13 protein-coding genes are annotated in these 12,434 nt (G+C 42.4%); 5 read left to right on the forward strand and 8 right to left on the reverse strand.

From position 1 onward, the window contains the following. Positions 1–11: 11 nt before the first annotated feature. The 5 genes from HPE56_RS09910 to HPE56_RS09930 form a co-directional block, all read right to left on the reverse strand. Positions 12–470 carry a GNAT family N-acetyltransferase gene (locus tag HPE56_RS09910; protein ID WP_188243620.1) on the reverse strand — a complete coding sequence of 153 codons (459 nt, stop codon included), beginning with the start codon at positions 468–470 and terminating at the stop codon, positions 12–14. Positions 471–475: 5 nt separating this feature from the next. Beyond that, the gene (locus tag HPE56_RS09915) at positions 476–1,066 is read right to left on the reverse strand and encodes a DinB family protein (RefSeq protein WP_394355045.1); all 591 of its coding nucleotides are present in this window, start codon (positions 1,064–1,066) and stop codon (positions 476–478) included. Positions 1,067–1,076: 10 nt separating this feature from the next. Then, positions 1,077–1,856 carry an aldose 1-epimerase gene (locus tag HPE56_RS09920; protein WP_188243622.1) on the reverse strand — a complete coding sequence of 260 codons (780 nt, stop codon included), beginning with the start codon at positions 1,854–1,856 and terminating at the stop codon, positions 1,077–1,079. A gap of 123 nt (positions 1,857–1,979) precedes the next feature. Beyond that, positions 1,980–3,389, reverse strand: a complete 1,410-nt coding sequence (locus HPE56_RS09925) for a CotH kinase family protein (protein WP_188243623.1) — start codon at positions 3,387–3,389, stop codon at positions 1,980–1,982. A gap of 171 nt (positions 3,390–3,560) precedes the next feature. Beyond that, positions 3,561–4,799: an ABC transporter permease gene (locus tag HPE56_RS09930; RefSeq protein WP_188243624.1), complete on the reverse strand. Its 1,239-nt coding sequence runs from the start codon at positions 4,797–4,799 to the stop codon at positions 3,561–3,563. Between the two features lie 3 nt (positions 4,800–4,802). Here HPE56_RS09930 and HPE56_RS09935 point away from each other — a divergent pair, with 3 nt between their 5' ends. Next, positions 4,803–6,041, forward strand: a complete 1,239-nt coding sequence (locus HPE56_RS09935; RefSeq protein WP_188243625.1) for an exo-beta-N-acetylmuramidase NamZ family protein — start codon at positions 4,803–4,805, stop codon at positions 6,039–6,041. Positions 6,042–6,108: 67 nt separating this feature from the next. Continuing rightward, positions 6,109–7,239, forward strand: a complete 1,131-nt coding sequence (locus tag HPE56_RS09940) for a hypothetical protein (RefSeq protein ID WP_223170267.1) — start codon at positions 6,109–6,111, stop codon at positions 7,237–7,239. Positions 7,240–7,241: 2 nt separating this feature from the next. Here the strand turns inward: HPE56_RS09940 and HPE56_RS09945 are convergent, their stop codons facing one another. Then, on the reverse strand, positions 7,242–7,733 hold the full coding sequence (locus HPE56_RS09945) for a YkgJ family cysteine cluster protein (protein WP_188243626.1): 492 nt from the start codon (positions 7,731–7,733) through the stop codon (positions 7,242–7,244). Next, on the reverse strand, positions 7,726–8,247 hold the full coding sequence (locus HPE56_RS09950; RefSeq protein ID WP_188243627.1) for a DUF2059 domain-containing protein: 522 nt from the start codon (positions 8,245–8,247) through the stop codon (positions 7,726–7,728). The genes HPE56_RS09945 and HPE56_RS09950 overlap by 8 nt, the downstream gene beginning before the upstream one ends. Positions 8,248–8,304: 57 nt before the next feature. On the opposite strand from HPE56_RS09950, the gene HPE56_RS09955 reads away from it, so the two are divergent. Next, positions 8,305–9,042, forward strand: coding sequence for a class I SAM-dependent methyltransferase (locus HPE56_RS09955; RefSeq protein ID WP_188243628.1), 738 nt, complete (start codon positions 8,305–8,307; stop codon positions 9,040–9,042). Between the two features lie 44 nt (positions 9,043–9,086). Further along, on the forward strand, positions 9,087–9,920 hold the full coding sequence (locus tag HPE56_RS09960) for a hypothetical protein (protein WP_188243629.1): 834 nt from the start codon (positions 9,087–9,089) through the stop codon (positions 9,918–9,920). Between the two features lie 299 nt (positions 9,921–10,219). Here HPE56_RS09960 and HPE56_RS09965 read toward each other — a convergent pair whose 3' ends face one another. Further along, entirely contained in the window at positions 10,220–10,852 is a 633-nt protein-coding gene (locus HPE56_RS09965; RefSeq protein WP_188243630.1) for a 7-carboxy-7-deazaguanine synthase QueE, read from the reverse strand. A gap of 74 nt (positions 10,853–10,926) precedes the next feature. Here HPE56_RS09965 and HPE56_RS09970 point away from each other — a divergent pair, with 74 nt between their 5' ends. After that, on the forward strand, positions 10,927–12,432 hold the full coding sequence (locus tag HPE56_RS09970) for a helicase HerA-like domain-containing protein (protein WP_188243631.1): 1,506 nt from the start codon (positions 10,927–10,929) through the stop codon (positions 12,430–12,432). Positions 12,433–12,434 lie beyond the last annotated feature (2 nt).

Here is a 12,434-nt window from a genome sequence, read left to right on the forward strand (position 1 = left end):
ATATCATTCAATCATAGCTTGTTCAAAACTTTTTCGAAACACACACTATTTTCAATATCGATATATGGCCCGTAGTTGGGAATGACCATATAGTCGTTTCTTTGGTATAATTGGATCGCTTCCGGCTGCTTTTTTCCGGTTTCCAAGACGCATTTTCCATAAGACATCCCGGCCGCCCACCTTTCAAGTTCCGTCAATATCCTGGTGGCAAGACCTTTACCGCGATACGCAGGCAAGATAAACATCCGCTTAACCTCCATAACGATCGGGGTCATTTCCTTGATGGCCCCACAACCACAGGGCTTTTCATCCTCATACAACACCACAACGTGTCTTAGGGCATCGATTTTATTGAATTGTTGGTAAAAATCATGGTCTTCCCCATCACGAACGGCCAGATCGGCATCGAGAAGCTTTACGAGGTTCTTAAAATCCGTATTTTCCGAGTTCGTCCTCACCAATCGTACCATAGCTCTTATTCCCTTACTTGTCCCGTGAACATGTTCACCTTTGCATTGAATGGATTACCATCGGAACGACGCATCATTACAATTTGGCCCGCATGCCATACCGCATCCTCGATCGGGCCGTTAATTTGATACCAAAATGGAAACTCGGTCAGCCCTTTTTTATTCTTATAAACGATCTTATGTGCTGACAAGTCTTCCGAAGTCTTGAACAAATTACTTGCCGTTTTCAGATTGATCAAGGTCTGTACCCTTAATTCATGCCTTGAAGGCTTTTCTTTTTCCACTGTTCGATCATTGGGCACCTTTTGGGCCGAATTCAGGATCAGTACCGACAATCCGTAAACATGCTCCATGGTTTCCGCGATGTTCCTGCCTTTTTCACTGGGCCTGTAATCCATATTCCCTTCCGTTAGTCCTTCCGTCGCCCAATAATACCGAAAGCCGAGGCCATCGATCATTCTGGATACGACGCCACCCGCCGAATAGGTTGTGGGAGCTTCGGGTATGGAAGCATAAGGCACTTCTTTGGGTTTCATTTCCTGAGCGTTTACGGTAACCACCATCAATAGGGTCAATAACCCAATATTCGTTTTCAAGGATTCCATATTAGTTGTCCGGATGCAAATGCACCTTAAAGTTATGGGTATCCTTGTTCAATTCAAGAAATCCCTGATGCAGGTTTTTCTCTTCCACGGCATAGGGGTAAAAAGTTATGGGCTCTATACAAACCATATTGTCAACTTCGGTCCATAACATGAAATTGCCATAACCCTCGGTCGTAATGGTCAAGGTCCTTTGATCCTTAAGGACGATTGAACTACAATTTGGAATTTCCATCGCCCGACTGCCAACCTCGATGATTTCAGGTATGGTAATCGACCTTCCCTCCGCTTCGATAGCTACATTTTCACCATGCAATTTAAAGGCTGGATGGTACCCCAACATAAAGGGCATACCGTTTTCCCCTTCTATGGCAAAGGTGATATACAATCCATCTTTTTTTAACTGAAAGGATTTTGTAAATGTAAAATCATAGGGCCAGAACAATTCAGCTGCTGTGGATTTTTCGGGATATTTAGCGTTCCCCACCTTGGCATCGGCCTTATATTCCTTTACTAGGATTACGGAATCCCCGGATTTATCGGCAACCACATACTCGAGTTCCCGAAGCAACCCGTGTTGGTCCTGAACGGCATTTCCCTTGGGTGTCTTGACCAAGAATCCGGCATCGGCCGTAGGACCTATGATCGGAAACATTTCGGTGTCCGCATTTCTCCAACCGGGGCTCCCTTTTTGATGGATGTACTCATAGCCATCAACATTATAACTTACCAGTTCACCTTTCTCGATTTTTACTGTTTGATTCCCTAATTTTAAGTCCACCATCTTCACTTGATTAATTCGTATTCGATTTGGTCTGGTTCTTTATTTGACCAACACATCGATTCTATTGGGTTCCACATTCCTTTCCACAGACCGATTCACTTTCCATGTATTGATTTCCACTTATTATAATCCGTCAATGGCACCATCCAACCAAATTAGGCGATCATCTATCCAATTTTTCAAATAGCTGATTTCCCCATCATAATTATTACCGATATAATTGTTTGGCCACACGTAAGTTCCCAACACATCCCATTTTTCAAAATTGGATGCTATAGCACCAGCATCCTTTAAGGTTTTGACGTACCCATCAATTTTATCATGGATACCTCCTGTTGAAAATGTACTTCCGCGTAAGGTGTTCCATCGCGCTTTTAAGGCGGTCACAAATACGGGGTCCTGCAAAAGTCTATCCCACCAAAAAGGCACTTGCCAATAATCCTCGGAACAGCGTTCATTAAACTTATATGCCCATACATTGGTCGCCCCACCACTACAATAATCGGCATTACCAAAGGCCAGGTTAAAATCCCAAATAGGACCCATTTTCAATTTTTCGTTTTTATCCTTGTACATATAGGTACTCAAACGATAACCATCTACATTATTGGAGATTTCGTTCAATAAAAAGAAATCTATAAAGCTATCGACATCCATATAGGCGGCATAACCCAATTCGGGATCCGCAAAATCCTCGGAGGCCAAAGCGTTTTCAAACTGGTTGACATAATCGGAAATATAAACTTTCTGCTCGGGGGTAATATCCTCCGCGTCGGGATATTCATACAGGAAATCAATAGTTTGCCCCATACTGGAATTCATCGGGGCATGGGATGACGTAAACGAATTTTGATCATTGAGTCCACCCCCCAAATTACTCCCTGCCGTTTTATCAATCTTCAATATATACCCTCCCGTAAGATCCTCTCCTGAATTCTCATCATCTTTCAATTTATTGATATCAATTCGATTGCCATCCCTTTTCAGCTTTTCCATAAAAACATAAACGCCTTGGTAATCATCATTAATGTTGAGTTCAGCAAATACCGTACGACTGGCATAAACATCGATTTCCCGGGAAAGGTCATATATCAATTTATTTCGGACAAGGGTTTTATCACTATACGGACCATAAAAAATCCAATCTTCTTCCTCAGGAAACCCAAATAAGGAAACATCGTAATCCTCATTATCTGCATCCCTGGTTTCCATTCCATAGGATTTCTTGGGAAACATTTGGGAGGAAGCCCCCCTGATCTCAATCCCGATTTTACCTGTATAGGAATCAACATCGGCCGTTGTGATGGTCATTTCGGCATCTATCTTCGGCTCATCCAAGATTGCCGCCCCATTGGTGCGTATTGTAATCAAAGGAAGTTTATCTTCTGGGGAAACAATAGTTTCGCCAGGTTCTTCCCCTTCAGTTCCCTGCATTGGGGAACCATCGTCCGAACTACAACCTAAGAAAGTAAGAACGGAAAACAGAATCAATAAGGACCCATAATAAAATGTATGTTTTTTAATCCGTTTCATTTTAGAATAATTTCACCCCAAGTTACCAAAACCAATCCATAGACCCAACGCCCCCTTACCATGAAAATCGAATATGCCATCCCATAGACCGCAATAAAATCAATATGGATTGTATGTATTGATTACTTTGGCCGATACGTCATCACAGGACCCTATCAAATCATTTCCGGTCTATTCGAATTTTATGGCCTTGACAGGACTGATCCTTGTTATGATATAGGAAGGCACCAACAGCATTAACAGACACAGCAACAATACCCCTAAATTAAGAAGCCCTATTGTAACGACATCAATATGCACGGGTATGTATTCCATATAATATTCTTGGGGGTTCGGAAACTTCAACAAGCGGTATTTTCCTTGTATCCATATAAAACCCAATCCCAACACATTACCCCAAAAAAGTCCAATGGCAATCAAATAGGCCGCATTGTAAAGGAAGATCTTACGTATGCTCCAATTCACAGTACCCAAAGCCTTTAAAATCCCGATCATTTGGGTGCGTTCCAAAATCAAAACCAAAAGGGCCGTGATCATATTTATGCCCCCAACGATAATCATGATTCCAATGATCAAGGCAATGTTGAAGTCGAACAACCCGATCCATTCGAAAATCTTGTAGTACTTATCGGTTATCGTCTGTGTATCCAAGGTGGATAATATCTGCCCATAAATCTCTCGATTCTTCTCCTCCAAATCATCAAAACCGTTCAAAAACACCTCGAAGTTCCCTACTTGGTTTTCATCCCATTTGTTCATTCGTTGAATATGGCGAATATCGACAAACACATACATACCATCGATCTCCTCAAATCCACTATCGTAAATACCCACTACCTGAAAACGTCTTTGATTCGGCTTTAACGGATCTTCCTCTTTGGGAAAAAAAGCCGAAAAGGAATCACCAACCTTCAATTTTAGCCTATTGGCCATTAATCGTGATAATAAAACCTCTGTATTCAAGTCCCCTGAATAATCGGGCAATGTACCTTCGACCAAGTATTCCCTAAGAACCTCCCAGTTATAATCCGCCCCCACCCCTTTGGCGATAAAGCCCTCAAAAGTATCCTCGGTACGGATTATGCCCCCTTTGGTCGCAACGGCCTGAATGTGTACAATACCGTCTACCGTAGTAAACTTGGGGTAAAAATCCTGTTCCTTGGAAACGGGAACCACGGATACATCCGACGTATTATTATCATAATTATATATCTGGATATGCCCGTTGAAGGCAGCGACTTTTTCACGTATTTTGTGTTTAAGTCCGACCCCAGTGGCAATAGCGATCAGCATCATAAAAACACTAATGGCAATAGCAGCGATCGCTATTTTTATTATTGGTGCAGATATGCTAATTTTATGCTCCTTTCCCTTAATGAGTCGTTTGGCTATAAAATATTCTAAATTCAAATTATGGCATTTTTATCCAGTTTCAAAAGTACAGTTTTCTTGTGGTTTTTAATTGTGTCATCCTGCGGAAACACTGAAAAACAACCTAAAAACAATACGATATCGCAAAACAATCCTATTGAAACACCCCAAAACAAGCCGATTATTGTTGGTGCCAACAGTACCCAGGATTATATCGGTATGTTAAAAGGAAAGAAAGTGGGCGTGGTCGCGAACCTCACCAGTGTCATCTTCAATGAAAATGGACATACGCACCTTGTGGATTCCTTATTGGCCTTGGACATCGATATCAAGAAAGTATTTGCTCCCGAACACGGATTTCGCGGACAGGCCGATGCCGGGGAAAAGGTAAAGGACGGATTGGACACGAAAACGGGATTACCTTTGATTTCGCTCTATGGAAAAAACCGCAAACCTTCCAAAGCGTTATTAGAGGATTTAGATATTGTCGTTTTCGATATTCAAGATGTCGGGGTTCGTTTTTACACCTTTATCGCCACCCTTCAACTGGTTATGGAAGCTTGTGCGGAAAACGATATTCCCATTGTGGTTCTAGACCGACCCAATCCGAATGCCCATTATGTTGACGGCCCAACCATGGAAAAAGAACATACCGGTTTTTTAGGCATGACCACCATTCCATTGGTCTATGGAATGACCATAGGGGAATATGCCATCATGATCAACGAAGAAGGCTGGCTTACAGATAAGGTTAAGGCAGATTTGACCGTTGTTCCCTTAAAGAACTACACCCACGATTCTGAATACAACCTACCCATTCGTCCTTCCCCAAACCTTCCTAACAATACTTCCATCAACCTTTATCCCAGTCTTGGTTTGTTAGAAGGCACAAACATCAATGCCGGTAGGGGCACCGAATTTCAATTTCAACGGTATGGGGCTTCGTTTTTAGACAGCACCCAATACCATTTTAAATATCGCCCCAAACCCAATTTTGGATCCAAAAGTCCCAAAGAGAATAACAAGGTATGCTATGGGGCGGATCTTTCCGAAATCCCTAGCATGAAAGAAGTTTCCTTACGATGGATCATCGATGCCTATACCAACACGACCGACAAGTCCAAATTTTTCAATACCAGTGGATTTACCAAACATGCCGGTACGGCCAAATTACAACAGCAGATAGAAGCTGGGCTGTCTGAGGAAGAAATAAAGGCCACCTGGCAAGAAGACCTAAAGGAATTCAAAGCCATTAGAAAAAAACATCTCTTATATCAGTAAACCTGCTTGTATTAAGACAATTATCTAAAAACCCACACGTTACTATATGGACTAACGTTGTGAAAAAATGAAAGTACGTATTCCCCAAATCAGTAGGTTTTTCAATATAATGGTTTTCTGTACGATGATGCTTACTATTGTTAATTGTTCCAAAGACAGCGATTCAGAACCGAGCATAGAAGTTCAAAATCCATTGGCAAATCCTGAAAACGGACCTGCGGCCGGAAATCCCGATGGCGACTCCCCCATACCTGCTGAAGCAGGGACAGAAGACGTAACCAATCCTGATACAATAGTTGGTGATGGCACCCCCGAAAGCTGCACCTGTGATGCCGTCGTTGATGCTGTGGCCAAAGGTGGCAAGATCACTTTTGATTGTGGTCCGGACCCTATCACTATTATCATGGATAAACCAGCCAAAGTCGTCAACAATGCCAATGAAGAAGTAATTATAGATGGCGGCGGACGGGTTACCTTAAGCGGAAACGGAACTACAAGAATACTGTATATGAATACCTGTGACCCTGATCAAGTCTGGACAACGGACCATTGTCAGAACCAGGAGTACCCACGGCTTACCGTCCAGAACATCACCTTTGCGGACGGTAACTCCATCCGTGAAACCGAATATGATGGCGGTGGTGCCATTTGGGTACGCGGGGGTCGGTTTAAGGCGGTGAATTGTCGATTTTTCAATAATATTTGCGCAAGCACTGGTCCGGATGTCGGCGGTGGGGCCATCCGTGTTTTTAGTCAGTACAACAATTTACCGGTATACATTGTAAATAGCACCTTTGGCGGACAGGACGGTTATGGCAATTCGGGCTCAAATGGCGGGGCCATTAGTAGTATCGGTGTCTCATGGACCATCATCAACAGCTTGTTCTCCCACAATAAGGCCATAGGGAATGGTGGTAATCCCGCAGAATCCGGATCTCCCGGAGGTGGCAGTGGCGGAGCTATTTATAACGATGGGAATACCATGACATTAACCCTTCTAGGCTCTTCGATAACACAAAACGAAGTAAATGCCTATGGTTCATCCCTATTTTTTGTCAGCAATGACCATTCAGGAAATATCAAAATTGACCATTCTACCATCACCAATAACATAGGGGGCTCTTGGTATCCCGTATACCCCAGTATCTCGATGCATAGTGATACTCCGATCGAGGTGACAAATTCGGTTATTGAATAGGTTTAGGGCAGCCTTTTTTTCATTTCCTCCACAATATTAAAGGCAGCCGGACAAATGGCTACATTCTTTAAGGTAAGGTTACCGATCTGCTGGAATTTTTTTCGGTCGGTATGCGGAAACTCCCTACATGCCTTCGGTCGAACATCATAAATGGAACAGCGATTATCTTCACCCAAAAAAGTACAGGGAACTTCTTGCAGTACATAATCATTGTCCTCATCGACCCGTAAGAATTGGGCGATGAACTTCTGTGGTTTCATTCTAAAAAATTTTGAAATCCGCTCAATATCCATATTGGTAAAAAGGGGACCCGTGGTCTTGCAACAATTGGCACAGGTCAAACAATCCGTTCTTTCAAATTCGGCTTCATGCAATTCCTGCATCACATAATCCAAATTCTTAGGGGGCTTCCTTTTTAACTTGGTAAAGAATTTCTTATTCTCCTTATGTTTTTCAGCGGCCTTCTTGGGCAACTTCCTTAAAATCTCATCCATTGTTAAATAGTCCCATGGAAATTCCGTAAAGTTCGCGACTCCAATTTTCGGATGCCATCGAAATTTGCTTGGTAAGCGCCTCCCGTTTATTGATGATTTTCTGACCCACGATGGTATTGTAAAAAGAATTCAATTCCTCTTTGTGCACCGTGGTCATCTTTGAACGATCTGTTGTAAGTAAGACTCCTGTCTCTGTTTCATAGAAAGCGGCCATTTGCTTGATATCCTCGTGGGAAAAATGTTCTTTGTAAATAGGCACCAACATATTTTTTATATCCTCCATAGCCTTGACCTCATGCTCCTCCAAAAACGTCCAGCTCTTTAAATTACCTTCGCTCTTGGGGTAACGACTTTCCATCATTTGCATCAACTGTCCGTAGGCGTATTCATATTGTTTCATGGTGCCGTTATGCTCCAGATAATCCTTAACATCCTTTGAATAGTCGGTCTCTTGTGCCGTGAAGCCGATTGGGACCATTAGGAAACAGAAAAGTAATATTTTAAATTGCTGCATATTCGGTTTTTTATAATGGAGTAAAAGTCCCACTTTTGCTTGCAAAGTACGAATTATATGGAAACCGATGTTTTCGGCAAGGCCTTATTGGATTATCTCAATGGGGATTATAGTGAGGATATTACCACCCATTCTTCCCTGGATGAAGAAGATACCATTCCCATCCCCTATCTTTTTAGAGGCTATACGGAAATGCCCAAAATAGAACAAAAGGCCCTGGACTTGTGTTGTGGAACAGTCTTGGATATTGGTTGTGGGGCAGGAAGCCATAGTCTCTACCTTCAGGAAAAAGGGTTGGAAGTTACGGCTTTGGACCATTCCGTTGATGCCATTGAAACCTGTAAACTAAGAGGAATCAGAAACACTGTCCTAAGCCCCGTATTAGACTATAAAGGCCAAAAATACAACACCCTACTCCTACTTATGAACGGTATCGGGATTGTAGGCAGACTCGAACTACTAAAAACCTATTTGGAACATTTTAAAACGTTGATGGGGAAAAATGCACAAATATTGTTGGATTCCTCGGATATCATCTATATGTTCGAGGAGGATGAAACCGAGGAGGATTGGGACGAAACCAATGATGATGGGGAGATGCCCGTCGATGAAAATAGCTATTATGGGGAAGTTGATTTCACCATGACCTATAAAGGGGCCTCAAGCAACTCGTTTCCATGGTTATATTTGGATTACGCGACCTTGCAGCAGGTGGCATCGGAATGTCAATTGCATTGTAAATTGATTAAGGAAGGGGAGCATTACGACTATTTGGCCCGCTTAACCTTTAAGTAATACCAAACACATGAATTTATTCGTTATCATTTAAATAATACGTTATGAGCAATCGTTTTTGGATAGTACTGATTCTATTTTTGGTTTTAGCGGGCAGTTGCTCAAAAGACGCCAATGATTCTACCGATCAGAACAAAATCGATAATTCGGCCAACTATAAAACCTCGGGGTCCTCTGCCAATGACATCCTCTCGAACAACACCTTTGATAAACTTCGGATACAAATCGCCTATGTAAAAACAGACGATCAAGACTACAGACCCACAACCAATGCAATGACCGATTTTGTTGCTTTCCTAAAGGAGCATTCACATAAAGAGGATATTGAATTGATATATACCGAACTACCCTCTCCTGATGAAGAAACATTATCATTGGAAGAAATAGATGACTTGGAAAAGGAAAACAGAACGGTCTATAACGATGGCAAGACCCTTGGTATTTACATCTATTTTACCGATGCCCCCTCTGAAGATGATGATGAAGAAGAAGACCTGGTCACTTTAGGTGCCGTGTATTGGAACACCTCTATGGTCATTTACGAAGAAACCATCAGGAACTTGGCCAACAAAAGCTTTGCCGTGGACATCGATGATGTGGAAACAGCAACCTTAAACCATGAATTCGGACATCTGATGGGACTCGTTAACCTAGGTACGGAACCGGTAAATGATCATGAAGGAACCACTACGGATGACGACGACAACGAAATAGGTGATAACCACTGTACGGAAGAAGGATGTCTTATGCGGGCAGAACTACAGTTTGGCCCCAGTATGAAAAAAATGTTGGAAAAAAGAACCTCTAAAGGTTTGGTATCCATCCCCGATTTGGGAACAGAATGTCTTTTGGACCTTCAGGCCAATGGTGGTAGATAGCAACCAAGACTTTGCTCGCTTAGCGCTAATCGCATTTCGCCTATCGCTTTTCGCTGACCGCTTAGCGCAGAGCGCTTATTGTTAATTGCTCATTGATAATTGTACACTGCTTATCGCTGACCGCTATTCGCTTAGCGCAGAGCGCTCATTGTTCATTGTTCATTGCTAATTGCACATTGCCAATTGTTCATTGATAATTATACACTGCGTACTGCGTACTGCTTACTGTTTACTGCTTACTGTTTACTGCTTACTGTTTACTGTTTACTGTTTACTGTTTACTGTTTACTGTTTACTGTTTACGGAATATTCAAATACTTATGGGTCTGCAAGGATACCTTCCATTTCGGATTTTTCATGACAAAATCGACGATCATAGGCATCACCTTGTCGCGTACACTCCATTCCGGTTGTAGATATAATATGCAATCCTTATTGACCTTCGCTGCCTGTTCCTCGGCAAAAATAAAATCGTGCTTATTAAAAACGATGACCTTCAACTCATGCGCCTTTTCATAAATGACCCCAGTAGGTAATTTATTCTTTTTTGGGGACAGACAGATCCAATCCCAAGTTCCACTAAGCGGATGGGCTCCGGAAGTCTCGATATGGGTCTTCACATTTTTCGCTTTCAGTGCTTTGGTCAAAGGCCCCATATCCCATGTCAGGGGTTCCCCTCCCGTTACAACGATCGTATCGGAATAGGTTACCGCTTTTTCAACAATACTGGTTATATCCGTCGGTGGATGCGTTTCGGCATTCCAACTTTCTTTCACATCACACCAATGACAACCCACATCACAACCCCCTACACGAATAAAATAAGCAGCCGTTCCTTTATGGAAACCTTCTCCTTGTATGGTATAAAATTCCTCCATTAATGGAAGCATCAAACCCTTGTTGACCAATTCTAAAACCTCATCTTTCATCATTGGGCAAAGATACTACTTACCAATCGTTTTATTGTTGCCTAAAAATGCCCTATTTTTATCAAAAATTTGACCTTATGAGCACCAAAGACGATTTCTTTGCACATATCGAAAAAGGATATACGACCAAAGGCGATTCAATTACCATGGGTGCTGCAATGCTCAATGGTGAAGCTGTCACCAACGCCCTAGTGAAAATTCCGCTGAAAACCTTGAACCGTCATGGTTTGATTGCAGGGGCAACAGGAACAGGAAAGACAAAAACGCTCCAGGTACTCGCAGAGAATTTATCGGATAAGGGAATCCCCGTTTTACTTATGGATTTAAAGGGTGACCTTAGTGGACTCGCACAACCCAGTCCAGGACATCCTAAGATTGATGAACGACATGCCAAAATAGGCATTCCCTTTGAGCCCAAGAGCTTTCCCGTGGAAATACTGTCGCTTTCAGAACAGGATGGGGTGAAATTACGCGCCACGGTTTCTGAATTTGGTCCAACACTCCTATCGAGGATATTGGATCTAACAGAGACCCAGGAAGGTATTGTTGCCGTAGTATTCAAATATTGCGATGACAAAAAATTGCCGCTGTTGGATTTGAAGGATTTTAAAAAAGTGCTTCAATATGCCACAGGAACGGGTAAAAAAGAATTCGCCAAGGAATATGGGCGGATTTCAACAAGTTCAACAGGCACGATTTTACGTAAGATCATTGAATTGGAACAACAAGGTGCCGATTTGTTCTTTGGGGAGAAATCCTTTGAGGTCGATGATCTCACACGCATCGATGAAAATGGAAGGGGATACATAAACATCCTACGCTTAACGGATATACAGGATCGGCCCAAATTATTCTCAACCTTTATGTTGAGCCTCTTGGCTGAGATATATGCCACCTTTCCTGAACAGGGCGATAGTGATAGACCCGAACTTATATTGTTTATTGATGAGGCCCATTTGATTTTCAAGGAAGCCTCAAAAGCCCTATTGGATCAGATTGAAAGTATTGTAAAACTAATTCGCTCCAAAGGGATCGGGCTTTACTTTGTGACCCAAAACCCAACAGATGTCCCTAATGAGGTATTGGCACAATTGGGACTCAAGGTACAACACGCCTTACGTGCTTTTACGGCCAGAGACCGAAAGGCCATAAAACTGACTGCAGAGAACTATCCCATATCCGATTACTATGACACGAAGGAAGTCTTAACATCACTCGGAATCGGGGAAGCATTGATTTCGGCCCTGGATGAAAAAGGACGTCCCACCCCATTGGCCGCCACATTGCTTCGAGCCCCAATGAGCAGAATGGATATACTTACTGATAGCGAGTTGAATTCGGTCATTAAAAGTTCGGACTTGGTTGTTAAATACAACAAAGAAATCGATCGGGAAAGCGCCTATGAAATACTGAATGAAAAAATAGAGAAAGCCGAAAAAGAGGCAGAAAAAGAACGAGAAAAACCAACAAGCAGAAGAACATCTACAAAAAGGAGCACACGACAGAACCCCATCATAAAGGTTTTGACCAGTGCCACTTTTATCCGTGGAGTCTTAGGAGTGTTAAAAAAGGTTATGAGTTAAAA

Source organism: Maribacter aquimaris (genome assembly GCF_014596745.1).
In the GTDB taxonomy this organism is placed as follows: Bacteria; Bacteroidota; Bacteroidia; order Flavobacteriales; family Flavobacteriaceae; genus Maribacter_A; species Maribacter_A aquimaris.

Coding starts and splice junctions, on each gene's coding strand:
- HPE56_RS09945 (WP_188243626.1), bottom strand. CDS start 7,733: ATGGATGAGATTTTAAGGAAGTTGCCCAAGAAGGCCGCTGAAAAACAT.
- HPE56_RS09910 (WP_188243620.1), bottom strand. CDS start 470: ATGGTACGATTGGTGAGGACGAACTCGGAAAATACGGATTTTAAGAAC.
- HPE56_RS09925 (WP_188243623.1), bottom strand. CDS start 3,389: ATGAAACGGATTAAAAAACATACATTTTATTATGGGTCCTTATTGATT.
- HPE56_RS09965 (WP_188243630.1), bottom strand. CDS start 10,852: ATGATGAAAGATGAGGTTTTAGAATTGGTCAACAAGGGTTTGATGCTT.
- HPE56_RS09960 (WP_188243629.1), top strand. CDS start 9,087: ATGAGCAATCGTTTTTGGATAGTACTGATTCTATTTTTGGTTTTAGCG.
- HPE56_RS09955 (WP_188243628.1), top strand. CDS start 8,305: ATGGAAACCGATGTTTTCGGCAAGGCCTTATTGGATTATCTCAATGGG.
- HPE56_RS09935 (WP_188243625.1), top strand. CDS start 4,803: ATGGCATTTTTATCCAGTTTCAAAAGTACAGTTTTCTTGTGGTTTTTA.
- HPE56_RS09950 (WP_188243627.1), bottom strand. CDS start 8,247: ATGCAGCAATTTAAAATATTACTTTTCTGTTTCCTAATGGTCCCAATC.
- HPE56_RS09970 (WP_188243631.1), top strand. CDS start 10,927: ATGAGCACCAAAGACGATTTCTTTGCACATATCGAAAAAGGATATACG.
- HPE56_RS09920 (WP_188243622.1), bottom strand. CDS start 1,856: ATGGTGGACTTAAAATTAGGGAATCAAACAGTAAAAATCGAGAAAGGT.
- HPE56_RS09940 (WP_223170267.1), top strand. CDS start 6,109: ATGAAAGTACGTATTCCCCAAATCAGTAGGTTTTTCAATATAATGGTT.